The organism is Martelella sp. NC20, from assembly GCF_013459645.1.
In the GTDB taxonomy this organism is placed as follows: Bacteria; Pseudomonadota; Alphaproteobacteria; order Rhizobiales; family Rhizobiaceae; genus Martelella.
The window spans coordinates 5458854-5482803 of the sequence record NZ_CP054861.1 but is presented as its reverse complement, the minus strand read 5'-3'; the positions used below and the strand labels follow the sequence as shown (position 1 = coordinate 5482803).

Here is a 23950-nt window from a genome sequence, read left to right as displayed (position 1 = left end):
AGTCCGTTCCTCGAATACTTTGCTGAGAAGACAATAGCCGCCTTTGCGAGATTTAGCAGTAGCGGCGCTCAAGCGCCGCCCGTTGCGAACTTCCAGACTGGGATGCCGAGCTTCTTCGCCTTGTCGGCGAGATTGTCCTGGATGCCCGTGCCGGGGAAGACGATGACCCCGATCGGCAGGACGTCGAGCATCTGATCGTTGCGCTTGAACGGTGCGGCCTTGGCATGTTTCGTCCAGTCGGGGGCGAAGCCGACCTGCGGCACCTTGCGGGCGTCGGCCCATTTGGCCGCGATCTTCTCGGCGCCCTTGGGGGACTTGCCGTGCAACAGCACCATGTCGGGGTGTTTGGCGTGGACCTGATCGAGCTTGGCCCAGATTAGGTGGTGATCGTTGAAGTCGAGCCCGCCGGTGAAGGCGATCTTCGGACCGGCGGGGAGCAGCACCTCGTTGTCGGCGCGCTTCTTGGCGGCGAGGAAGTCCCGGCTGTCGATCATCGCCGAGGTGAGGTTGCGATGGTTGACCATCGATCCGCTGCGCGGCCGCCAGTTCGACCCGGTGTGGCGCTCATAGTGCTCGGCGGCCTGGTCACGCATCAGCTCGAAAGCGTTGCGGCGTTCGATCAAGGTCTGGCCCTCGGCCGTCAGGCGTTCCAGTTCGACGGCCTTCACCTCACTGCCGTCCTGTTCACGCTGGCCGCGGCGCTGCGCCTGCTCGTTGTCGTCCAGCTCGCGCTCGATCCGGTCGGTAGCCCGGTGGAAGACATTGACCGTCGACCAGAGGAGATCGTCGAGGTCGGGCTCGAGGCGGGTGTCCTCCAGGGTAACAATTAGGGCGTCGAAGATGTCGGCGATGGCGCCCGCGATATGGTCGCCTTCCGGAAGCGGTCGGGGATCGGGTTCATCGGTGAAGGGACGGTAGCCGTAAAGCTGGAGTTCGCTGAGAACATGGTCGGTGGGGGAAGAGGCGTGGTGCGGTTCGTAGTCGTCGTGCTCGCTCATAGGGATGCTCCGTCGGTTCGGCCGCGACCCTCGCGGCCTTCATGGCGACGAAAGCCGGCGGGCGGGCCGGACCTGCATCCGCAGCGAAGCGGAGGGCCGGAGCACAGCGGAGGATGACGAAGGCGGGCTATTTTGCCTCGCGATGGAAAGCGGCACTCGGCCGCGCCGGAAAATAGTCCGCCGCAGGCATTGTGGGTCCGGGGCGTTTGCTGGCCGATCGCCCTCTCGAAGGCCGGGGACGCGGTTCTCTCCGACCTGGAATCATTCGAGCGATGTCGACGACGGCGCTCCCGCCGCCTGCATTCTCCTCGCGGTCTATGCCGCCAGCGCCATGAAGCGTGCGACGTCTTGGGGCGCGATCTGCACGCGGACCCCTGCCCGGAGGCTATCCAGCCCCGTCAGGCGGAGATCCTCGTTGAAGTCGCTTAAGGCTGGAGACACCACGACCGCCTCGATCCCGGCCGCGTTCGCCCGTTCGATCAAGGTCGCCATCGCGCCGTCGCCGGCCGGATCATTGTCGCGGGCGATGTAGAGTCGGCGTAGCGTATCGGGGAACAGGATGGCCGAGAGATGCGCCGCCGAAAGCGCCGCCGCCATCGGCATGGTGGGCAGCGCCATCCTGAGCGACAGCATCGTTTCGATGCCTTCGCCCGCCGCCATCACTTCGCCCGCCACAGCGAAGCGAACGGCATGCCCCAGCAGATCGCCCATCGCCCGTCTCGGCGTGTCGATCGGAGCCTTGTCCGAGCCGTCGGGAGCGAGCCAGGTGCGGTGCGCGCCGGTCTGACGCCCGGCGAGATCGGTGACGGATGCGATCATCGCTGGCCAGGTCTCCATCGGGGAATGTTCGTCGGGACGGTAATAGCAATGGGGATGGAAGCGCAGGCTTCCGGTTCCGTGCAAATCCGTAATGCCGCGTGTGCGGAGATACGTCTTTACGAGTGTGCCGGAAATTGGCTGCGCCATTGCGAAGAGCCGCCGTGCCGCTTCCGGTGATCCTGATGGCGCCGACGCCGGTGTGCGCCGGGTAGAGCTTGGCTCCGGTTCGGGATGCGGCATCGCCAGGAAGGTGCGCGCCTCATCGGCGACGTCCTTGAAGTCGACCAGGCCGCAGCTCTGGCGGATGACGTCGAGGAGATCGCCATGCTCGCCGGTGGCGGCGTCGGTCCATTTGCCGGCGGCGCCCTTGCCGATTTCGCCGCCCTTCAGCCGCACGAACATCGAGCGGCCGGGCGTGTTGCGCACATCGCCGACCAGCCAATAGCGGCCCTCGCGATGACCGGCAGAGAGGTAGTGGCGGCACACCGCCTCTGCCTGCCGGCCGAGACGGATTGCCAGTTCGGAGGCGTCCTGTCGTGCCATCACGCCACCTCCCGCTCGCCGATGCGCTCGACGGGATAGCGCTCCAGCACCTTGGCCAGAATGGCATTGCCGGTCCCATCTGTCGGCACGAACATCCGCAGCTTCCACGAGATGATCTCGTGGAAGAGGCCATAGGCACGCAGACGGTCGCGCATGGCGTCGGTGAAGCCGGACAACTCGATGCGGTTAGCACCCATGACCCGGACGCGGCGAATCTGGAGCCCCTCGGCCAAGTCGAGGATGGTCTTTCCGTCCATCAGCGCCATGAAGGCGTAGTCGGGCGTCAGGGTCGATGTGCCGGTGGCGAGCGCGCCGGCCACCCATGCGGGGGAGACGCGACGGCCAACGATGCGCTCGCCGTCGTCGGTCTGGAGTCGATACACCCGCGTCGACTCGCTCGGGAGGCGTTTCCAGATCGGCAGCAATAGGCCGCTGACGACATGGATGGTGCTTTCGGCATACTCCGGCACCTCGGCTACCTCGGCGTTCCATGCCGCGGTGAAGCCCGCCCGGTCCGCGTCGACCCAATGGGTCTCATCCATCATCTTGATGGGGATGTTGTGCGCCTCCATCGGTCGGATCAACCGCACGCGCCGTTCGATCTCGCCATCGTCCAGCATGATGCTGGTGGTCGGTATCTGTACGGCGGCGCGGCCCGAGCGTTCGTTTATCAACAGCCTGGCGCGCGGATCGTTGAGATGATCGAGCGCCTCGGCAAGCGTCACCGGCCGGTTGCGCTGGCGCTGGGTGATGGTCAGCAGCCGGGCTTCGGCGCCGGTGCCGGGATGAACGTGGATCGTTCGGCGGTCGGTGACGATGAAGCTCTCGGCCTGCAGTGTCTCTAGCCCGACGTCATAGCTGCCCGAGGCGATGGCGCCTTCGATCTTGGCGTTCAGCAGCCGCTCGAAGGCGGTGAACAGGACGCCCTGGAGTTCGATGGTCAGCGCCAGCAACCTGTTCAGGAACGTCGTGATCGGCGGCAGTTCGTCCTTGATGCCGGTGGAATCCATCAGCGAGAGGCCGGTGGCGTCCTCAAACATTTGGAGCGAGCACCCTTCGATCTTGCCGCGCACCAGCAGCAGATAGAGCTGCCGCAGCGCGTCGCGGGCGTAGTGCGATTCCAGATTATCCTCGGGCCGGAACAGGCCCTGGCCGCCAGTCTGACGCTGGCCGCGCGTGATTGCGCCGAGTGTGTCGAGGCGGCGGGCGATGGTCGACAGGAAGCGCTTTTCGGCCTTCACGTCGGTCGAGATCGGCCGGAACAGCGGCGGCTGCGCTTGGTTGGTCCGGTTGGTGCGGCCCAGGCCCTGAATGGCGGCGTCGGCTTTCCACCCCGGCTCCAGCAGATAGTGGACGCGCAGCCGCTGGTTCCGCACCGACAGATCGGCGTGGTAGCTGCGCCCGGTGCCGCCGGCGTCGGAGAAGATCAGGATACGCTTCTGATCATCCATGAAGGCCTGCGTTTCGGCGAGATTGGCCGACCCGGCGCGGTTCTCCACCGACAGCCGGTCGATGTCGCCGGGGCTGGTCTTGCGGACGATGCGGCGCGAGCGCCCTGTCACCTCCGCCACGACATCGGTGCCGAAGCGCTGGACGATCTGATCGAGCGCGCCGGGCACCGGCGGCAGCGAAGCGAGCCTCTCGATCAGTCGGTCACGACGGGCAACGGCGTCGCGGCTCTCGACCGGCTGGCCGTCGCGAAACACTGGTCGCGATGACAGGTTGCCCTCGCTGTCGGTGAAGGGCTCGTAGAGCTGCACCGGGAAGGAATGGGCGAGATAATCCAAAACGTAATATGCCGCGTCGGCGTTATGCTGAGTTCGGGGTTTCAATCTGTTGTTCTTCTGATTCATTTTCGGTTTTCCGCTTTGGATAATCATGATGCCTCTGCTCTCAATCGCAGAAGGACATCCCCAACGAACTCCCCCTCCAACTCTTAATGCCGACCTTCTTACGCCGGCCTCTTCCGCGCATTATGCTGGGCGGGACAGAAGAGACTGGGTGGAAATCACGCGTGACCGACAAGAACGATATTGAGGAAAACCTGACGCGGGTTCGAGCGCGGCTGGCCGATCTGGATGCTGAACGGCATGAGCTTCAGCGCGAGATGGCGGCACTTGAGGCTCGTCTTGCTGCAGAGCCCGCGCCAACCGTGAAACAGCCCTCCTTCGAGAACGCCTCCGTCACGAATGCTTCGCCGTCGCACGAAAAGGTTGACCTGTTCCGAAGCCTGTTCGCCGGTCGGCCTGACGTGTTCCCGTTGCGATGGGACAACAGGAAGACCGGTCGCTCGGGGTATTCGCCTGCTTGTGCCAACGAATGGGTGAAAGGAATATGCGGCAAACCGAAGGTCAAATGCGGTGAATGCCTCCATCAGAAGTTCATCCCGCCGGACGAAAGTGTCATGGAAAAACACCTGCGCGGTGGCGATGGCCGAAGTGGCGATTTTGTAGCCGGCGTCTATCCGCTACTATCCGGTGATACATGCTGGTTTCTGGCGGCGGATTTTGACAAGGCATCCTGGGCGGATGACGCGAATGCGCTGCTCGAAACCTGTCGGGCAAAGGGCGTTCCCGCAGCGCTGGAACGATCGAGATCTGGAAATGGCGGTCATATCTGGATCTTCTTCTCCGAACCGGTCTCTGCCCGTGTGGCACGCCAGTTTGGATCAGTTCTGATCACCGAAACGATGGAGCGGCGGCCGGAAATCGGTTTTGCTTCCTATGACCGGCTGTTTCCAAATCAGGATATCATGCCGCTCGGCGGCTTCGGCAACCTGATCGCACTGCCGCTCCAGAACACCGCGCGCAAGGCTGGCAACAGCGTCTTTGTGGACGCGGGCATGCGGCCGTATGACGATCAGTGGGCTTATTTGTCCTCCTTGCCGAGATTGTCTGCGGCAGCGGTGACCAAGCTCGTCGAAGCCGCCGAGCTTTCCGGGCGGATACTGGGCGTGCGCATGCCTGTGGATGACGAACAGGCGGACGAACCCTGGAAGATGACTCCGTCACGCCGCAGCACGGCGCGACGCCTCGACGTGCCCGTTCCACCGACCATCAAGGTAACGATTGCCGACCAGATCTATATCGACCGCTCGGAGTTGCCTTCGGCCATGGTTGCCCAACTGGTGCGACTGGCCGCGTTCCAGAACCCCGAATTCTATCGCGCGCAGGCGATGCGGCTGCCGACATTCGGAAAGCCGCGCATTGTGTCCTGTGCCGAACTGCATCCCCGACACGTCGCCCTGCCGCGCGGCAGCTTCGACGAAGTGGTCGGGTTCCTGTCCGATCACGGTGTGAGAGCCGAACTGGACGATTTGCGTGAAGACGGAACCCGCTTGCCTGAGACGGTCTGCTTCCGTGGCGAACTTCGCCAACAGCAATCGCGAGCGTTCGAAGCATTGGCCGAACACGATACCGGCGTGCTTGCCGCCACGACCGCATTCGGCAAGACGGTTGTGGCCTCGGCGCTGATCGCGCGTCGTGCCAGCAATACGCTGGTTCTTGTTCATCGTCGCGAACTCCTTAGCCAATGGATCGAGCGCCTCAAGTCCTTTCTGCAGATTGACCCGAAGCAGATCGGCACCATTGGCGCGGGAAAGCGCAAACCCACCGGTGTGATCGACGTGGCGCTGATCCAGAGCCTGGTTCGCAAGGGCGAAGTTGACGATATCGTTGCCGATTACGGTCATCTTGTCGTCGATGAGTGCCATCACCTGTCCGCTGCAAGCTTTGAGCTTGTCGCCCGCAGATCGAAGGCGCGCTATGTTACGGGATTGTCGGCAACGGTCGCCCGGAAAGACGGGCATCACCCGATCATCTTCATGCAATGCGGTCCGGTACGCCATCAGGTAAGCGCCAAATCACAGGCAGCAGAAAACGGCCTTCACCATCGGGCGCGGGAACGTCATACGAGATTCAGATTGCCGGAGGCCCTCGCCATAGCCGAACGCCCGTCCATCCCCGCAATCTATGCCGCTCTGGCGGAGGATGAGGCCCGAAACGATCTGATCTTCAATGACGTGTTGAAATCGCTTGAGGTCAAACGCTCACCGATCGTACTGACCGAGCGGAAGGATCACCTCGAGCATCTTCATCAACGACTCTCCCGATTTGTGAAAAACATCGTCGTACTCCGTGGCGGCATGTCCGCAAAGGACCGGAATGCCGCGCATGCGGCGCTGAATGTCGATGATGATGAGGAACGGCTGATCCTCGCGACAGGGCGTTATATCGGCGAGGGCTTCGATGACGCCCGGCTCGACACCCTGTTCCTGACAATGCCGATCGCCTGGAAAGGCACGCTGGCGCAATATGTCGGCAGGTTGCATCGGCGGCATGACGAAAAGAAGGACGTGCTGGTGGTCGATTATGTCGACAGTTCGGTCCCGGTCCTCGCCAGAATGGCCGCCAAACGACGGACCGGCTATCGGGCGCTCGGCTATGTGATGGAATAGCGCCCCGCCGATAGCGGGACACCAATTCTGCCCGATCAGTCAGGATCTCTGTGTCGCGACGGCCAATATCTGCATCAGCTTGTCCGAGGGTTCCCGGAATTTGCCGGGTTTGATCAGCGGGGCATGATGCGCATCCAGAAGTGCGAGCTTCTCGGTCGGGTCCGCGCGCAGATACATCTCCGTCGTCTGGATGCTGGTATGTCCAAGCCAGAGCGCGACCTTGCGGATATCGCCGGTAGCCTGAAGCGTATGCATGGCGCAGCTGTGCCGCAGCACATGCGGGGTCACGTGCTTTGCGGCGATCGAGGGTGCCAAGCCTTCGGCGGTCGCCACATGCTGCCTGAGCCTGTAGGCGAACCCGTCCCGTGTCATCTGGCGACCATCACGGTTCAGGAACAGTTCGGGCCCCACATTGCCTGGCCGGACAGCCAGCCACGCGCGAATGGCGGCCTGGGTCTCCTTCCAGAGCGGCAGGACGCGCTCCCGCCGCCCCTTGCCCAGGATCCGAACGCTGGACAACGAAACTTCGGGAAAATCGTCCATTCGCACCGCGAGCAGTTCGGATGCCCTCAATCCTGCGGCATAGGCAAGATGCAGCATCGCCCTGTCCCGCAATCCGCCCGGCGTGTGACGGTTCGGCGCGGCAAGCAGGGCACGGACTTCTTCCTTGGTCAGATAGTCGATCAGCTTGGCATCTGTCCGCTTGATCGGCATGGCCCGGATCATCATCGCCTGCTCAAGGCATGCCGGGTGACGATGTTCGACGAAACGGAAGAACGATTTGATCGCCGCCAGCCGCGCGTTGCGGGACCGGACGGAATTGGCGCGCCCTTCCTCGATATGTTCAAGGAACGCCCTGATCATCTGCACATCAAGGTCTTCTATGGCGAGTTCCGAAGGGGTTCGCCTGAGCCGCCCCGCCGCAAACCGCAGCAGAAGGGTGAACGCGTGGGCATAGGCCGCGATGGTATGTCGGCTCGCGCCGCAATCGCCAGGAAGATGGGTTTGCAGGAAGGCCGAAAGATCGGGAGCAAGCGGGGTCATGCCGCACCTCCGATCCAGATATCTTCGGCGGTCGACGCGATCATCTTCAGCAGGACCGGCGTGGCCTCGAGGTACCAGTAGGTATTGGCGATATCGACATGGCCGAGATAGGTGCTCAGCGCCTTCATGTGCCGCAACACCGCCTGCGGATCGTTGCCGCAAGCTTCGAGAGATCGCACTGCGAATGTATGGCGCAGATCGTGCACACGGGGGCCAGGGCCTGTTGGGTTGCGATAACCGAGCTTGCGCACGATCCGAACGAAGACCACGTAAACCCTTGTCGCCGTCGGGGCGCGGCCGTGGCCCAGAACGAAGAGATCATCGCCCGGATGGCGCACGGCACTGCGGGCTTCGAGATACCGTTCCAGCGCGGCGCGGGTTGAAGGATGTATCGGTACAAGGCGGCTCTTGCCGAACTTGCCCTTGCGGATCATGAGGCCATCCTCCGTCAGGTCGTCGCGCTGCAGGGACAAAGCTTCCGAAATCCGCAAGCCTGTCGAAGCAAGCAACCCGAACAGGTTGTGGTAGGTCAGCGGGCTGATCGGCGTCAGGCCGGGTACCAGAAGCGCTTCCTGCATGATACGATTGATCTGGTCTCGCGTCAGAATATGCGGGGCGGGCCGCCGTCGGCGTGAACGGCCCAGCAGGCCCATCGCCGGTATCTCATGCCGTGCATCTTCCGCGTGCAGGAACACGGTCAGGGCACGGGCGCGATCAAACCGGGCCCGCGCTGCATAAGGCGTCGCGGCGCCACCGGCCCATTCCAGGATCAGCGCGGTCGTCACATGCGTGATGGAACGGGCCGCGGCAAAATCCGCGAAGGCGCGCAAGGATGTCTCTTGCGCGGCAAACTTCATTCCAAGAGCGCGATTGAGTTGGACGAAGCGGTCGACATGGTGATGCATCATGACGCGCATCCCGGCCATGGCTGCGCTACCTCTGCCAGCATCTCGACATCGACCTTGGCATAGATCGCTGTCGTATAGCGGGAGGTGTGGCGCAGCGCGACACCGATCTGGTCAAGATCCGCACCGCCGCGTAACCAGGCGGACGCCAGTGAATGCCGAAATACATGTGAGCCGGTCGGCAAGCCGGCAAAGCCGCCGCGGTTCAGGACACGGGAAACGATCCCGGCGATCTCGGCGGCGGATCGCAGTGGGGTGAAAGGAGCCTGGGTTCGCAGAAAAACTCTGTCCGTGGCGACCACCGGACGCGCATCCTCGATATAGGCCAGCACCGCATCGCCTGCATCCTGCGGCAGAGGCATCATCACTCCGCGTCTACCCTTGCCGTGCAATCGCAACCGGCTCGCGCGCCAGTCGATATCGGACAGGCGCAGTTGCCAGATGTCTCCCGCGCGCAGGGCCAACCGGGCGAGGAGGAGGAGAATGGCGCGGTCCCGTATCGCGACCGGCGTATCGGTGCGACAGGAGGCTATGATCTCTTCTATCTTCGCAGTGGGTATGGTGCGCGGGACGGTCGAAAGCCTGCGCCGAACAGCGGGTGGTACCGCATGGAGAAGCGCCGGGGCGCATTCACCTTGAATGATGGTGAAGCGCAGAAAGGAACGCAGCACGGTGACCGTCATGCGCACGGATGATCGGGAGCGCTCTTCGCCCTGATCCAGAACGATCGACCGGATTGCCGCCACGTTGTAGTCCTTCGGGGTTGCCCCAAGGTGATCCAGCCAGCGGTTCGCTTCGTTAACATAGCGCCGCATGGTCTCGGACGTTACCCCACGTTCACGGTGCAGCCATTCCGCAAATGCGGTTAGGCGCGGATCGCAGGCGGTGACGCAGTCAGGCTCTTCGACCGGAACCAGACCCTCATCCCTAAGGAACCGCACAAAAGTACGAGCACCACGACGACGATCCCTGGTTCCTGAACCCTTGACCCGTTTGCCGCGCTTGGTTTTGATCCCGCATCGGCAATCATGATGTGCGAACTGGTCGATAATGACATCATCAAGCCCGTGGGCCGGAACACGCATCTGCAGCGCCCATTCCGCGAAATGGCGCGCCTGGCTCAGTCGCATCGAATACGTCACTTCGCTGTAACGGGCGGCGCAGAGCTTCCCGGCATAGGCCTGCAGATATTGCCCGAGCCGTGCGACGTCATCGGCAATGAATACCATTCCGGTGGCTTCGAGATAACTCAGGAACCTGCGGGTATCGGTCGCGTAGGCCGGGTGGCGCAACTGCGCAGGTCTGTAGCGGCCGCAACGACAGCGATGGCGCAGGAACCGATTCACTGCCGATACATCGAGGTCTCTGATCAGGATCTTCCGGGCGCGTGCCCACTTCAGGAAATGTCGGGCGGCGCTCAGCGCACCGGCCGACAGCCCGGGATTATCTGTGAAATACCTGCGGACGAGAGTCCGGTTATCGGCCTCGGCATAGCCACCGAGCGGAGAGTTGGAGGGGGAGTTCATTGGAGATGTCCTTCTGCGATTGAGAGCAGAGGCATCATGATTATCCAAAGCGGAAAACCGAAAATGAATCAGAAGAACAACAGATTGAAACCCCGAACTCAGCATAACGCCGACGCGGCATATTTATGTTTATCCGGAGCTCCGGATAATACATATTCGCGCGGGGTGATGTCCACTCGGACGTCCTTCCATTCCTCGGTGGGGATTTCCGCGAGACGGCGCTCCATCAGGGCTTCGCCGGTCGAGACGATCTGGATCACGGCGGCGTGGCCGTCGACCAGGTCCTGCTCGATCGAGCGGATCAGGGTCGGCGTCTTCATGCTGGTGAGGAGATGACCGAAGAAGCGCTGTTTGGCGGATTCGAACGCCGAGCGGGCGGCGGACTTGGCCTGGCGGTTCAGCGTGCCCCCACTGCCATCAGGGCCGCCGGTGATGTTAGCGGCCTGCATCGCGGCATCGAGATTGTTATGGATGACGGCGAAGGCCCCGGCATAGGCGTCGTAGATGCTGGTCTGTTCGGGGGTGAGCTGGTGTTCGACCAGCTCGTATTCGACGCCGTCGTAGGAGAGCGACCGTGCCGTGTAGAGCCCGAGCGAGCGCAGGTCGCGCGCCAGCACTTCCATCGCCGCGACGCCGCCGTCTTCTATCGCCTCGACGAATTCGGCGCGGGTCGAGAACGGGAAGTCCTCGCCGCCCCAGAGGCCGAGGCGCTGGGCATAGGCGAGATTGTGCACCGTGGTCGCGCCGGTCGCCGAGACATAGACGATGCGCGCATTCGGCAAGGCGTGCTGGAGGCGGAGGCCCGCACGACCCTGCTGCGAGGCGGCGACGTCGCCGCGTTCACCCTTTCCGCCTGCGGCGTTCTGCATGGCGTGGCTCTCGTCGAAGATGATCACTCCATCGAAATCGGAGCCCAACCATTCGACGATCTGCTTGACGCGGGAAAGCTTCTCGCCACGATCGTCGGACCGTAGCGTGGCATAGGTGGTGAATAGGACGGCTTCCGAGAGTGTGATGTCCTTGCCCTGCGGAAAGCGCGACAGCGGCGTGACCAGCAGGCGCTCCATGCCGAGCGCCGACCAATCGCGCTGCGCGTCCTCCAGCAGCTTGTCGGATTTGGAGATCCACACCGCCTTGCGGCGGCCCTGCATCCAATTGTCGAGGATGATGCCGGCCGACTGGCGGCCCTTGCCGGCGCCGGTCCCGTCGCCGAGCATGAAGCCCCGGCGGAAGCGCACAGAGTTCGGCGCGTTGTCGGGCGCTGCCGAGATGACGTCGAAAGTCTCGTCGAGCGTCCACGAACCGGCGAGGAAGTCGGCATGCGCCTCGCCGGCGTAGATGACGGTTTCGAGCTGGGCGTCAGAGAGTAAGCCATCCGGGACGATGTTTGCAGGCAGCCGGGGCCGGTAGCTCGGCCTGGGCGGCGCGACCGAGGCCATCGCGACGGATTGCACAAGCTTGGTCGGATGGGCCTGCGCCCCGGGAATACGGATCGCCTGCAATCCATATTCTTCATAGATCGCGTCGGTGATCCGGGCGTCTTCGGCGGGTGTCCGGTCCACGGTTTCATAGGCGAGTTCGACGCCTTCCGGCTCGATGGACGCGGGCGTGGCGGGCGCGGCAGTGGTACGGGCGCGGTATCCGCGAATGGTCCGGGGCGACGCGGCGGACGCCGAGGTTTTCACTGGCGGCAGGGTTGCAGTCGGACGCGGCGGAATCTGCGTCGCGATCCAGCCGAGCAGTGTGGAGACGTCGGGTGCGATGCCTGGCGAAGGGGGAAATGCCGAACGATCGTCGGCCGGCAGCTTGTCGATGACCGTCAGCCGCGTGTCGATGGTCGTGCCGTGCCTGGCATAGACCGAGCCGTCCACGGCCGCGGTGAAGACGATGCGGCCACGCTCCTGAAGCGGGACGAAGGCCGCTGCCCAAGCCGGGTGGTCGGGGCTGAAGTTGGCGCCGGTGATCGCCACCAGTCGCCCGCCATCGGCAAGCCGGGCCAGTGCTGAAGCGACATGGCGATAGGCGGCGTCGGCCACGCGGCCGGAGACGTTCGCTATGGCGGAGAATGGCGGGTTCATCAGCACGACTGTGGGGGTGGCGTCTGGCGCGAGGTGATCGTCGATCTGGGCCGCGTCGAAGCGCGTGACGGCAACGCCCGGAAACAGCGCAGCGAGCAGATCGGCGCGGGTTTCGGCCAGCTCGTTAAGGAGGAGCGTTCCGCCTGATATCTCGGACAGGATGGCGAGCAGGCCGGTGCCAGCCGACGGCTCCAGCACGATGTCGCCAGCAGCAATGGAGGCGGCCGCCACGGCGGCAAGGCCGAGCGGCACCGGCGTCGAGAACTGCTGGAGCGCCTGCGATTCTTCCGAGCGCCGGGTATGCGTCGGCAGGAGCCCGGCAATCTTTGAAAGAGCGGAGAAACGTGCAGCCGGAGATGCGGCTTTGCGGAAAAGCGCCTTTCCGTATTTACGCAGGAAGAGGACTGTCGCGACCTCGCAGGCCTCATAGGCCGCCTTCCAGTCCCAGGTGCCGCTGGTGTCGGATGCGCCGAAGGCCGTTTCCATCGCTGCACGGAGGATCCCGGCGTCAATGCGCTGGCCGCGTTCGAGATAATCGAGAAGTTGCTGCGCCACGTCTAGGATCGAAGACGCACGGGTGATGGGCGCGGCCGGAAGGGCCGCGGGAGACAGTATGTTCATGGGAGGAACCTCGGGAGAGCGGAAGGGACAAGCCCGGTCGGCGCTCTCTCTCGACCGCCCGGACTCGACCCGTCCCGGCCGTCCTCTCCCTCTCGTCCGCTGACATAAAAAAAGCGCCCGACCGCAAGGCCGGGCGCGCGTATGGGCGGGAATCATCGCACACCGCCCTCAGCCAGCCACCGGCCGGTGCTGATCCACTCGATCGTGCGGCCGGTGGAGAGATCGAGCAGATGGGCACCGCCGGAGAAACCGTCGACGACAGGGTCCGAGGCAATGCCGGCCCATTGAAACCCCCAGGTGCCGGAGAGCGCGAACGCCTCGGCGCAGCGGGTGACGAAGGTGACCAGCAATTGCGGATCGGCGGTTCCGGGGTCGCGAAGCCAAAGGCGCGTCGCGCCATGCTCGGGCGTGAGCGAGAGCAGGAAGGGTTCGGCGGGCGGGTCCTCGCGACCGTTCTCGGCCATCAGCGCGGTGTAGATGTCGAAGGCCCGCGCGACATTGGTAACCGAGCCGACGTCCAGCAGGCAGGAGAAGCGGGTGAGATATTCGGCCATATCAGGCTCCTGAAACGAAAAGAGCCCGGCGCAGGGCCGGGCTCAGAGTGGTTGGAATTGGAAGGTGCGGAGCGGCCGAAGCCGCCCCGCGAACCGCTCATTCGGCGGCGATGAGCTGACGTTCGTCGTCCTCGCCATCGGCCGGCAATTCCGAGTCATCCTCAGTGCTGAGGAAGTCAGGCAGCTCGGCCCCGTCGGCTTCACCGCCGCCATCCGTGTCCGCTGCGGGATCGCCGTCAACGCCGGCCAACCGAAGCGGCTCGGGTAGCCAGCCACTATCGGCCAGGAGACGCTCGGCCTCCTTGGCCATATCGCCCTTTTTCAGATGGTCGATGAGCTGGGCCGCCCGTTCGCCGGCGCCTTCCCGGACGGCTTCGAGGATGCGCGGCTTGGTGACACGGTTGAGGTAGTTGCCGAAGGTCGGGCGCCACCCAGCTTCGACGATGTCGAGCCCGGTCGCCCGCGTCAGCCGGTCGGCCTGCGCGAGCCTCATATCGAGCGTGTGCTGCGACACGCCGCCCGCGCTGTGCGGGTTCGGCCGCTCATAGAGCGCGTTGACCCCATAACTGACGCAATGCGCCAGCAGCGCCATGCGGCTGGCATCGTCAAGCGCGGCGAGCCAGTCCCATAGGGCGTCGTCGTCCTTCGGGATGTCGGCGGCCCAGGCGTCGTGACGCTCCTGCACGGCCCGCGCGGAGGGGCTGTCCTTCAGCGTCTCGTCCTGAACCGGGAAGAAGATGTGCTTCACCCCGGCTTCCATGGCGCCCGTGTACATGCGGGTCATGAAGTTGTCCGAGACCAGCTTGTGGAGAAACGCCGTCATGGCGATGTGCGGGTTTTCAGCCACCGCGTTGCGCAACGCGAGGGTGCGGTAGGCGGTCAGCTCAACGATGAGGCGTTCGGGCAGCGGCTTGATCCCGTCGTCCTCATCGTCGTCATCGGACTCGGCGGGCTGGCCGCCGATAGTTATAACAGCGCGTTGCACAGAGGGGCTCGGGGTGCCGGCGGATTCGGTATCCGTCTCCGATTCTTCCTCACCATCGGTCCGGACCTGAGGCACATCCTCGGGCCGGACGAAGCCGCGATCGACCGAAAGCGATCCGTTGGCGTCGATGCTGACGAAGACGCCGGCGATGGCGATGTCGGCCGGGTCGAAGTGCTTGGGCCGGTCGTCGAAGGCTGCCAGTGCCGTCTCGATTTCACCTAGACGCTCGTCGATCTCATCAGGCAGTTCGTCGGCGTCCTGATATTCCGCTTCAAGCCTGGCCTGCTCGGCGTTGAGCGCCTCGATGGTCGCTTGTTCCTCGACCGCCAGATCGATCGGCACGCCGGGAACCTCGTGCAGGCCGCGTACCGCGTCGTAGGGGAAGCTGACCGCGACCTCGATCCACTTCCAGCCTTCGACGGCGATCGCCTCGGCCTCGGCCTTCAGCTTCTCGGCGACGAGGCGATCGAGAAGCCCCACGTCCTGCAGCCAGCCGCCATCATCGGCCTGGAAGAGGTCGCGCATGACGGTGCCGCCAGCCGCCTCATAGGCTTCGATGCCGAGGAAGACGGCACGCTTGTCGGACGCGCGCACCGTGGTCTCGGTCAGCATGCGCCGGATCTGATAGGGCTCCTTCGACCAGGCGTCCTTGATCGCGTCCCAGACCTGGGTCTGACGCTCGTGGTCTTGGGAGACCGTGAAGGCCATGAGCTGCTCCAGCGTCATGCCGTCTCGTCGGCATAGACGTCGTGGAGGACCGGTGAGACGGTCGCGAGGCGCAACCGCTGCTTGACCACGTTGACGGGCACGAAGAACGCCGCGGCGATCTCCTCCTCGGTCATGCCCTTGATCAGCATGTCGTGGAAGGCGCGAAACTGATCGAGCGGATGGAGCGCAGCGCGCTCGATGTTCTCGGCGAGGGACACCTCCTCGGGGAGGATGGCGCCGTCGCGATCGCGGACCACGCAAGGGACGGGCGCGACTTTGGCGAGACGCTTCTGCTTCACCAGCAGTTCGAGCGCGCGGAAGCGGCGGCCGCCGGCGGGCACCTCGAACATGCCGGTCTCGTTGCCCTCGGCATCGACGACCGGGAAGACGCTGATGCTCTGGATCAGACCGCGACGGGCGATCGAGGCCGCCAGATCCTCGATCGAGACGCCGGCCTTGATGCGCCGGACGTTGGACTGGCTCAGCACCAGCTTGTTGAAGGGAATGTCGCGCGAGGACGACAGGGTGATCTTCTGAACGGCAGTAGCCATCGGGATTTACTCCGCGACGGGCGGCCGGGAGCCTCTCTCTCGACCTCCAACCCGTCACGAAGCGAAGCGCCGCCCTCTCACTCTTGGAGGGCAGCGCCTACCGAAGATGTGGATACAGAAAGGGACAGAAGCCCTACAATAATCAAGAAAATCGAATCAATGCCATTTGTTGCCTGGGAGAAATCCATTGAGCTTATTAGGATATGCTGAAGACTTACAAAAATTATCTGAGGCATTTAAGCAGGTGCACCAACCTCAACTCAAAAAAATAATGGATGAGGCGGTGCGTCTTCAAGAATCCTGGAGTGGTTCCAACATGGGTTATCATGCCTATGTCTATTATTCTAATTTGTCGTCTCGACCACCAGGAGCGCAGTTTAGTCCGGAATGGGGGCTAATGGACATGAGTTTTACCAGCATGGGATCTGTTGGCGATTGGCAGGAATACCCAAGTGGGGCCGTGAAGGAGGAGATCGAGCGGCGAGCAGGTAATCCGGATATTACACTAGCCATCCGTGATAGCGCGGCAATACGTGAAAAAATTGAAGAAATCCGAGATGAAATTATTTCAGAATTGACGGTCGCTTTGGATGAAGAAAGTGACGAGTTTCTCCGAAGGCTAAAAGATGAGGCGGAGAAAATATCTCTGCCAACCGCAGATGTTTTAGGTCGCGCCATGCTACCAAGCGGTCAAGTTTGGTCGCGCGACAGTAATGCGATTAGCGGCGGCCTGCACCTCGCACCTCACCAAGAAGTTATTGCAAAAATTGCGGCCCTACAAATTCCTGCCGATGAATGTGGCGGGCTAAGTAAAATTGCTAGAAAGGCGGGTTCTCATTTGGGTCGCCGCAGTAAGAAAAGTCGTAGAGAAGAGCGGATAGGAACCAATGTATTCATTGGCCACGGCCGATCACCTTTGTGGCGAGAGTTGAAGGATTTCGTGGTGGGTCGACTGGGGCTGCCTTATGAGGAATTCAACCGCGTTCCCGTGGCTGGCGTCACAAATATCGCGCGCCTGTCAGAGATGCTGGACGGCGCGGCGTGTGCCTTGGTCGTACTTACCGCTGAAGATGAAATGAAAGACGGGTCCGAGCGTGCTCGGATGAATGTCATTCATGAGGTAGGGCTTTTTCAGGGTCGTCTCGGCTTCACCAAAGCCATAGTCCTGTTGGAGGAGGGATGTGCGGAGTTCTCGAACATTCAGGGTCTTGGTCAGATCAGATTTCCTCGCAACAATATAGCCGCAGCTTTTGAAGAGGTGCGAGCGGTTCTGGAGCGAGAGGGTGTCTCCACCGCGTAGGCCTGTTTTTGACATATTGGATCAACCAGATAGCAAGCCGGAAACACGGACATCTGCATTTCCGGCTTTGAGTAATTCAGGCCGCCCGATCGAGCAGCTTCTTCGCTTTGCCCTCCATATCGAGGCGGGCATCCTGATGCGGCTTGTCACGCGCGACGGCGGTGATGCCCTGCACGAAATCGAAGATGCTTTCGGGCGGGCGACCTTCCTCGGCCAGCACCGTGTCGATGATCTTGCTGGTCTCGATCTTGGAGAAACCGCGACGGCGCAGGAAATCGGTGCGGTCCTCGTCAGTCTTGGAGACAATCCGTTCGCGGGCGGCCCTGATGCCGTTGACGAAGGGCATTGGCGACGAGTTCGCGAAGTTCAGGAGCGCCGGCGCCGCCTCATGGGAGAAGCGGTTGGCGGCATATTTGCTGTGGCGGATGGTGATTTCCTCGAAATCCTCAACGCCCCACAAATTGCGATTTTGGCAAACGGCACGCAGATAGAAGCTCGCCATGCCAAGGCTCTTGGCCCCGACTTCCGAATTCCAGCAGTAGAAGCCCCGGAAGAACAGGTCGGGCGATCCGTCCGGCAGGCGGCCGGCTTCGATCGGATTCAGATCGTCGACGAGAAAGAGGAAGACATCACGATCCGAGGCGTAGAGCGTGGTCGTGTCCCTGGTGATGTCGACGCGCGGATTGTAGACGCCGGTCGACCAGTCGAGCACGCCCGGCACCTTCCATCGGGTGTCGCCCGTGCCGTTGCCGGCGATGCGCTGCACGGCCTCAACCAGCTCATGGTCGAAGATGCGGCCGTAGTCCGGCCCGGTGACGGCGCGCAGCTCGACCCGGCCGTTGTCGGTTTCGAGCGTCTTGATCTGCTCAGCCCGATTGGAGGTTAGGCCGTATTGCAGGTTGATGGCGGCAAGTGCGGCTGGGAGCTGCCTGAGATAGGCGGCGGGCGCTCCGACCAGGTTGGCGAGCTGTCCAAAGGACCAGTGCGTTGGCGCGATTGCCGCATCCGTGCCCGGCAGGATGAGGGCCAACCGCTCCGAATCGTTGCGGTTCGCCTCGACATGGATGAGCCCGCTCTCCACCACCCGCGTCCGGCTGCGTTCGGTGCGGTCGCGGACCGTGTGGGCCAACTCGGACAAGGAAAGGTAGCGCTCGTCGGCTGGACGCGAGAACCATTCGGACGAGACGCGGCCGATCCGCTCGCCACGGCTGACATCCACCTTGTAACCGCCGCTCGTGTTACGGGACGCATCGAGTGCTTGCATGTTCATGGTACCAATCTCCACGACGGGCGCGGGAGCCTCTCTCCCAGCTATTCACCCGTCACGGAAACCGATCCGCTCTCTCACTCTGGGGGCGTTGCAGGGTTCTCCCCGCTCGAAGGGGTCGGCCGAGACCCAAGGCTCGGACGCAGGGGAAGGCCTTCCCCACCTTCTGGCCGCAAGATGTCGAACCGAAACGATACCGCTGCTGGGGGAAACTGGCTAGAAATCTTGACCAAAGACGTAATCAGTCATATATGATCGATTAATAGCGACATTCTATCAAATATGGATGATTGATATGGGTTCCCCCAAGGCGAAACCAGCACTGGAACGGCTGGGCCAGGATATTCGCAACGCGCGTCTGCGGCGTGGCATCGCCGTGGCGGATCTCGCCGTGCGTGCGGGCACCTCGCCAAGCTCCATCGCCCGCCTTGAACGAGGTGATCCGGGCGTTGCCATCGGAACGCTTGCCGACGTTCTCGTTGTGCTCGGCCTTCTGGAGCGGCTCGCTGACCTGGTCGATATCCGCAAGGACGATCTGGGGCTGGCGCTGGCAGCGGAGCACGGACCGCGCAGGGGCCGCTCCTTCGCGGCAAGGCTGAAAAAGCAGAAGGCTCAGACGGAGGAGACGCAGGATCGACAGGACGTTATGGACCCTGACGGGGCCTCCTTCTGATGGCCGATTTCGTCGCCCATGTTGCGCTTGGCGAAGCCCGGGCATCGGTGGGCCAGTTGCGTTTCACCCATGCTGGGCCACGGCAATTCTCGACCTTCACTTATAGTCCCGAATGGATGGAAAACCCGCGCGCCTTCGCCATACAGCCTGACTTTCTTCTGGAGGCCGGCCCATTCCACACTTCGGGGCAGCCCGGCAACATGCGCGACGCCTTGGCGGGCGTTTTCGCCGATGCGGCGCCGGACAGTTGGGGGCGCAGGCTGCTCGAACGCGCCTATGGCAATGGTCTCAACGAATTCGAGTATCTGACGCTTTCCGACGATGCCTGCCGTCAAGGCGCGTTGCGCTTTCTGGATGACAAGGGCGAGGTCATTCGCGGCAAGGCGGCCGACGCCGTTCCCCGTCTGGTCGATCTTGAAACCATCACGGCGATCGCGCGCGCCTATGAGCAAGGCAAGGAAATCTCGCCCGAGGAAATGCAGGCGCTGGCCGGCGCGGGCGGCTCCGGCGGCGCTCGCCCCAAAGCCAATGTCAGGGATGGCGATGTGCTGTGGCTGGCGAAGTTCACCTCGGTTCACGATCAACAACCGATCGAGCGCGTCGAGGTCGCGACCCTTCGCCTGGCCGCGGCCTGCGGTATCCGTACGCCCGAGACACGGTTGGAACTGGCCGATACGCCGTTTCCGGTCGCGCTGATCCAGCGGTTCGATCGGCGTGGGTCCGCACGGATTCCCTACATCTCCGCGCGCACCGCACTCGGCAAGACAGGAACGGAGCTGGGTTCCTATACCGAGATCGTCGATTTCATGCGGGCTCACTCACCCGATCCCTCTGACGTGAGAACGGCGGTGCAAAAGTCGGCCACGGAAGCGGCGGAATAATTCGTCCGCGGGCGGAGTAAAATCCGGCCACCTATTTTCCTTCTGCAATGAGCGCAGGAGGGACAGAGGATCTACACCGTGGAACTTTATCTGAAGGTTCGTCTGGCCGTCTCGGAAGGGATGAGCCGACGTCAGGCAGCCAAGCACTTCAACATATCCCGCGACAGCGTAGCGAAGATGTTGTCGTATTCGACGCCTCCTGGCTATCAGCGACAATCACCGGTCCGGCGGCCGAAGCTGGACGCGTTCGTTTCAACGATCGACCACTGGTTGGACGAAGACAGACACGTACCGCGCAAACAGCGCCATACAGCCAAGCGTGTGTTTGACCGGCTTCGTGATGAGTGCGGGTTCACCGGCGGCTATACGATTATCAAGGGCTATATCCGGGAGCGGGAACAGCGCCGTCAGGAAGTCTTCGTGCCGCTTTCTCATCCGCCCGGCCATGCGCAGGCCGATTTCGGTGAGGCGACGGTCGTGATCGGAGGTGTCGAGCAGAAAGCCCATTTCTTCGTACTCGATCTTCCGCATAGCGACGGTTGCTATGTGCGGGCTTATCCGGCGGCGGTAGCCGAGGCTTGGGTCGATGGCCACGTCCATGCGTTCGCCTTCTTCGGGGCCGTGCCTCCATCAATCGTCTATGACAATGACCGCTGCCTTGTGGCGAAGATCCTGCCTGATGGCACGCGCAAGCGGGCAACACTGTTCAGCGGGTTCCTGTCCCATTATCTGATCCGGGATCGCTATGGCCGCCCCGGAAAGGGTAATGACAAGGGGAATGTCGAGGGCCTCGTGGGCTATGCGCGGCGTAACTTCATGGTCCCCATCCCGCAGTTTCCAACGTGGGATGCGTTCAATGCCTTTCTGGAAGAACAGTGCCGCAAGCGCCAGCGCGACAGGCTGCGTGGTGAGAGCGAGATGATCGGTGAACGGCTGCAGCGTGATCTGGCTGCCATGCAGTCCTTGCCAGCCTCCCCATTTGACGCCTGCGATCAGGCCAGCGCCAGGGTCACGGCACAGTCTCTCGTTCGCTACAAGACGAACGACTATTCCGTACCCGTCGCCTACGGTCACCAGGACGTCTGGGTCCGAGGCTATGTCGACAAGGTGGTGATTGGTTGCCGCGGCGAGATCATCGCCCGCCATCCCAGGAGCTTTGATCGGGAGGATGTCATCTTCGACCCTGTGCATTACCTGCCGCTGATCGAGCAGAAGATCAATGCGCTGGATCAGGCAGCCCCTTTGCAGGGCTGGGATCTGCCGGAGGAGTTCGCGACACTGTGCCGTCTGATGGAAGGCCGCATGGCAAAGCATGGCCGGCGAGAATACGTGCAGGTTCTTCGACTGCTGGAAAGCTTCGATATGGCTGACCTGCATGCGGCGATCAAGCAAGCCATTCATCTCGGTGCGATCGGCTTCGACGCCGTCAAACATCTGATTCTTTGCCGGGTGGAGCGCCGGCCGCCGCGACTTGATCTGTCGATCTATCCCTACCTGCCGAGAGCAACCGTGGAGACGACATCGGCGAAGGCGTATATGGGCCTCCTGTCATCGGGGAAGGGAGAAGCGGCATGAGCACCGAAGCACCCGAGATCCTGCTTGCCCACGACCTCAAGAGCCTGAAGCTGCCGACCTTCCAGCGGGAGTATCAGAAACTGGCCCGGCTTTGCGCCACCGAGGGCGTTGATCATATCGGATACCTCACCCGGCTTGCCGAGCGGGAAATGATCGAACGGGATCGCCGCAAGGTCGAGCGCCGTATCAAGGCAGCCAAATTCCCGGTTGTCAAAAGCCTCGACAGTTTCGATTTTACCGCCATACCGAAGCTCAACAAGATGCAGGTGCTGGAACTGGCCCGCTGCGAATGGATCGAGCGTCGCGAGAACGTCATCGCTCTCGGCCCCAGCGGAACCGGGAAGACGCACATAGCGCTCGCCCTTGGCCTGGCCGCCTGCCAGAAGGGCCTGTCCGTTGGCTTCACCACAGCAGCTGCCATGGTCAGCGAGATGATGGAGGCCCGTGACGAGCGGCGTCTCCTACGTTTCCAGAAGCAGATGGCAGGATACAAGCTGCTGATCATCGACGAACTTGGCTTCGTGCCGTTGTCAAAGACCGGCGCGGAGCTGCTGTTCGAGTTGATCTCGCAACGCTATGAGCGGGGCGCCACCCTGATCACCAGCAATCTGCCCTTTGACGAATGGACAGAAATCCTGGGATCCGAGCGACTGACTGGCGCTCTGCTCGACCGCGTCACCCACCACGTCAACATTCTCGAAATGAATGGCGACAGCTATCGTCTCGCCCAAAGCCGCGCCAGAAAGGCTGGCTGAAACCCTTCAGAAAATCGCTACGCCGGTATGAGACCCCCGCTCGGGCTACGCCCTCCCGCGGGTCTCATACCGGCGTCCAAAGTGGCCGACTTTTGCTCCGCCCCGTGGCCGGTTTTTACGCCGCCGTTGACACGTGGCACTGCCATTTGTCCGTGCTGCGGTCAACGGGATCGGCTGATAGATGCTGCCAAATTCACCGGCAGGTCTCCCCGGTTCCGTCTTTTCGCCGTTGAAACCATTCCCGCTGGCGTTGAGAAAAGGTACCCCAATACCCATCGGCGGATCCGCGCGGCGAACGCGAACGATATTGCCGTCTATGAGGCGGCACAAGCTAGGTTGCAGGCAGAGCTGCGGCGCGACCCCGATTTTTTAGCACCAGGGCCAATTCCGAAAGAACGGCGAAGCGACAATCGCCTCGTCCAGTACGGCTACGAGGACTACGGCGACCTGTTCGGTGCGAGACAAAAGTTACACTTGGGCCTACTGGCGCGAGAGATTGGCAGACGTAACGGTACGGTTGGTGAGGCCATGAAGATCGCGTTTTCCGATCACCTCACGACCAACAATATGCTGTGCGCATATGCTGGTGGCTGGCGCCGTTTGACCGGGCTGTTCTCCATCCGCGCCTACCGTCACATTGCGAGGCCTGTGGAACTCAATCCTTGGCTTGAGAAAAACGGCAGGGGTACGTTCCCTAACGCCGTAAGGGCCGTGCAGCGGGCTGCAAAGGCGATGCGCGAGGCTACAGAGCCCACAATCACCGACGGACCACGTGCAGTGAGATGGTTTGAGCAGGGAAGTTGGGACGTTCGTTGTCAGGACGCACGCGACCTTTCCCATATTGCTGACGCGTCGGTCGACCTTGTCCTTACCGATCCTCCGTACTTCAACTACATCGCATATTCGGAACTAGGACACTTCTTTGCGCCATGGATGGTCAAACTCGGAATTGTCGGTCCGGAGCACCTCAAGGGCTTTCCGACGGGACAACTCGCTAAACCCGGCAACGGGCTCGACGCCGCCGAGACTTTTGGTAACAGCCTCGCAGAGGCACTCGTCGAGGTTCGGCGGACCTGCAAACCTGCCGCCAGAATCGTTTTCACCTACCAGAACCTTGATGGGCGAGGTTGGCAGTCGCTTGCTTCTGCACTGGCCGTGTCAAACATCCGCCCCGTCCGGATTTGGCCGATGTATGGCGACAGCAGCGGCGGGCTTCACAAGAGAGCTAATTCCATCTCTTGGGATTGCGTGGTGCTGTGTCGGCTGGAAGATGTAGGGTCAGTTGGGCCAATCGCCGACCATATGTCAGCCGGTGAGATCAAGGCTATGTCTTGGAGTGAACGTCTCAAGCAAGAGGGCCATAATCTCGCACCTGGTGACATCCGCAACCTAACGCATGCCGCTGCTATGGTCGAGTCATTCGACTGCGCTGCCAATATTTCAACCGAGCGGCGGTCTGAACAAACCCGAGCAACGGTATAGCGAGACCAACGGCGGAGTAGTGATTCGGCGAAGGTGCCTATAGGTAAGCATAGGAGTCTGGGTCATTTGTGACCGTCGGCGGACGGCCGACTGGGGGGTGATGACGTGCAACCTGAGTTGTCCCCGATTTTGGGTTAGCCTGTTCTTGAACATAAGAGGAGGCAGGCCTCCTCAGCGATCAAGGATGGTGCTGGCTGCATTGATTTAGCTGATTTTGACGGTACTCTAT

Annotated in this window: 14 protein-coding genes and 3 pseudogenes; 7 read left to right on the top strand and 10 right to left on the bottom strand. The window is 62.3% G+C overall.

What is annotated here, in order from left to right; all coding sequences use genetic code 11:
• Positions 1 to 68: 68 nt before the first annotated feature.
• The 3 genes and pseudogenes from HQ843_RS26030 to HQ843_RS26020 all read right to left on the bottom strand — a co-directional run.
• Positions 69 to 998 carry a DUF2493 domain-containing protein gene (locus tag HQ843_RS26030; protein ID WP_180900492.1) on the bottom strand — a complete coding sequence of 310 codons (930 nt, stop codon included), beginning with the start codon at positions 996 to 998 and terminating at the stop codon, positions 69 to 71.
• A gap of 315 nt (positions 999 to 1313) precedes the next feature.
• The gene (locus tag HQ843_RS26025) at positions 1314 to 2360 is read right to left on the bottom strand and encodes a DUF7146 domain-containing protein (protein ID WP_180900493.1); all 1047 of its coding nucleotides are present in this window, start codon (positions 2358 to 2360) and stop codon (positions 1314 to 1316) included.
• A pseudogene (locus HQ843_RS26020) lies at positions 2360 to 4153 on the bottom strand (strawberry notch C-terminal domain-containing protein); the annotation flags it as partial. The pseudogene HQ843_RS26020 and the gene HQ843_RS26025, both read right to left, overlap by 1 nt.
• Before the next feature lie 221 nt (positions 4154 to 4374).
• Here HQ843_RS26020 and HQ843_RS26015 point away from each other — a divergent pair.
• Positions 4375 to 6816, top strand: coding sequence for a TOTE conflict system archaeo-eukaryotic primase domain-containing protein (locus HQ843_RS26015; RefSeq protein ID WP_097143003.1), 2442 nt, complete (start codon positions 4375 to 4377; stop codon positions 6814 to 6816).
• Positions 6817 to 6855: 39 nt separating this feature from the next.
• Here HQ843_RS26015 and HQ843_RS26010 read toward each other — a convergent pair whose 3' ends face one another.
• The 6 genes and pseudogenes from HQ843_RS26010 to HQ843_RS25985 all read right to left on the bottom strand — a co-directional run bounded on the left by HQ843_RS26010 (position 6856) and on the right by HQ843_RS25985 (position 15788).
• On the bottom strand, positions 6856 to 7860 hold the full coding sequence (locus tag HQ843_RS26010) for a tyrosine-type recombinase/integrase (RefSeq protein WP_180900494.1): 1005 nt from the start codon (positions 7858 to 7860) through the stop codon (positions 6856 to 6858).
• Positions 7857 to 8768: a tyrosine-type recombinase/integrase gene (locus HQ843_RS26005; protein ID WP_180900495.1), complete on the bottom strand. Its 912-nt coding sequence runs from the start codon at positions 8766 to 8768 to the stop codon at positions 7857 to 7859. The genes HQ843_RS26010 and HQ843_RS26005 overlap by 4 nt, the downstream gene beginning before the upstream one ends.
• Positions 8765 to 10291, bottom strand: a complete 1527-nt coding sequence (locus HQ843_RS26000) for a tyrosine-type recombinase/integrase (RefSeq protein ID WP_180900496.1) — start codon at positions 10289 to 10291, stop codon at positions 8765 to 8767. The genes HQ843_RS26005 and HQ843_RS26000 overlap by 4 nt, the downstream gene beginning before the upstream one ends.
• Positions 10292 to 10437: 146 nt before the next feature.
• Positions 10438 to 12990, bottom strand: a pseudogene (locus tag HQ843_RS25995) (strawberry notch-like NTP hydrolase domain-containing protein); the annotation flags it as partial.
• A gap of 152 nt (positions 12991 to 13142) precedes the next feature.
• The gene (locus HQ843_RS25990) at positions 13143 to 13544 is read right to left on the bottom strand and encodes a hypothetical protein (protein ID WP_180900497.1); all 402 of its coding nucleotides are present in this window, start codon (positions 13542 to 13544) and stop codon (positions 13143 to 13145) included.
• Positions 13545 to 13641: 97 nt separating this feature from the next.
• Positions 13642 to 15788, bottom strand: a pseudogene (locus HQ843_RS25985) (ParB/RepB/Spo0J family partition protein).
• 187 nt (positions 15789 to 15975) lie between these two features.
• On the opposite strand from HQ843_RS25985, the gene HQ843_RS25980 reads away from it, so the two are divergent.
• Positions 15976 to 17088 (top strand): TIR domain-containing protein, encoded by a 1113-nt coding sequence (locus HQ843_RS25980; RefSeq protein WP_210275284.1) that lies wholly within the window; start codon positions 15976 to 15978, stop codon positions 17086 to 17088.
• Positions 17089 to 17164: 76 nt separating this feature from the next.
• Here the strand turns inward: HQ843_RS25980 and HQ843_RS25975 are convergent, their stop codons facing one another.
• Positions 17165 to 18358 (bottom strand): DUF932 domain-containing protein, encoded by a 1194-nt coding sequence (locus HQ843_RS25975; protein WP_180900498.1) that lies wholly within the window; start codon positions 18356 to 18358, stop codon positions 17165 to 17167.
• 292 nt (positions 18359 to 18650) lie between these two features.
• Here HQ843_RS25975 and HQ843_RS25970 point away from each other — a divergent pair, with 292 nt between their 5' ends.
• The 5 genes from HQ843_RS25970 to HQ843_RS25950 all read left to right on the top strand — a co-directional run bounded on the left by HQ843_RS25970 (position 18651) and on the right by HQ843_RS25950 (position 23721).
• Positions 18651 to 19028, top strand: coding sequence for a helix-turn-helix domain-containing protein (locus tag HQ843_RS25970; protein ID WP_180900499.1), 378 nt, complete (start codon positions 18651 to 18653; stop codon positions 19026 to 19028).
• Complete coding sequence (locus HQ843_RS25965) at positions 19028 to 19909, top strand: type II toxin-antitoxin system HipA family toxin (RefSeq protein ID WP_246710225.1); 882 nt, start codon at positions 19028 to 19030, stop codon at positions 19907 to 19909. Before HQ843_RS25970 ends, HQ843_RS25965 begins: the two co-directional genes overlap by 1 nt.
• Before the next feature lie 78 nt (positions 19910 to 19987).
• Positions 19988 to 21484, top strand: coding sequence for an IS21 family transposase (gene istA, locus HQ843_RS25960; protein WP_180899035.1), 1497 nt, complete (start codon positions 19988 to 19990; stop codon positions 21482 to 21484).
• The gene (gene istB, locus HQ843_RS25955) at positions 21481 to 22239 is read left to right on the top strand and encodes an IS21-like element helper ATPase IstB (protein ID WP_180899036.1); all 759 of its coding nucleotides are present in this window, start codon (positions 21481 to 21483) and stop codon (positions 22237 to 22239) included. The genes istA and istB overlap by 4 nt, the downstream gene beginning before the upstream one ends.
• A gap of 81 nt (positions 22240 to 22320) precedes the next feature.
• Positions 22321 to 23721, top strand: a complete 1401-nt coding sequence (locus HQ843_RS25950; RefSeq protein ID WP_180900500.1) for a hypothetical protein — start codon at positions 22321 to 22323, stop codon at positions 23719 to 23721.
• Positions 23722 to 23950: the final 229 nt, after the last annotated feature.

What these genes read in the sequence shown, in the direction of transcription:
- HQ843_RS26030 (WP_180900492.1), bottom strand. Translation starts at nt 998, where the DNA reads ATGAGCGAGCACGACGACTACGAACCGCACCACGCCTCTTCCCCCACC.
- HQ843_RS26025 (WP_180900493.1), bottom strand. Translation starts at nt 2,360, where the DNA reads ATGGCACGACAGGACGCCTCCGAACTGGCAATCCGTCTCGGCCGGCAG.
- HQ843_RS26010 (WP_180900494.1), bottom strand. Translation starts at nt 7,860, where the DNA reads ATGACCCCGCTTGCTCCCGATCTTTCGGCCTTCCTGCAAACCCATCTT.
- HQ843_RS26005 (WP_180900495.1), bottom strand. Translation starts at nt 8,768, where the DNA reads ATGATGCATCACCATGTCGACCGCTTCGTCCAACTCAATCGCGCTCTT.
- HQ843_RS26000 (WP_180900496.1), bottom strand. Translation starts at nt 10,291, where the DNA reads ATGAACTCCCCCTCCAACTCTCCGCTCGGTGGCTATGCCGAGGCCGAT.
- HQ843_RS25990 (WP_180900497.1), bottom strand. Translation starts at nt 13,544, where the DNA reads ATGGCCGAATATCTCACCCGCTTCTCCTGCCTGCTGGACGTCGGCTCG.
- HQ843_RS25975 (WP_180900498.1), bottom strand. Translation starts at nt 18,358, where the DNA reads ATGAACATGCAAGCACTCGATGCGTCCCGTAACACGAGCGGCGGTTAC.
- HQ843_RS25970 (WP_180900499.1), top strand. Translation starts at nt 18,651, where the DNA reads ATGGGTTCCCCCAAGGCGAAACCAGCACTGGAACGGCTGGGCCAGGAT.
- HQ843_RS25965 (WP_246710225.1), top strand. Translation starts at nt 19,028, where the DNA reads ATGGCCGATTTCGTCGCCCATGTTGCGCTTGGCGAAGCCCGGGCATCG.
- istB (WP_180899036.1), top strand. Translation starts at nt 21,481, where the DNA reads ATGAGCACCGAAGCACCCGAGATCCTGCTTGCCCACGACCTCAAGAGC.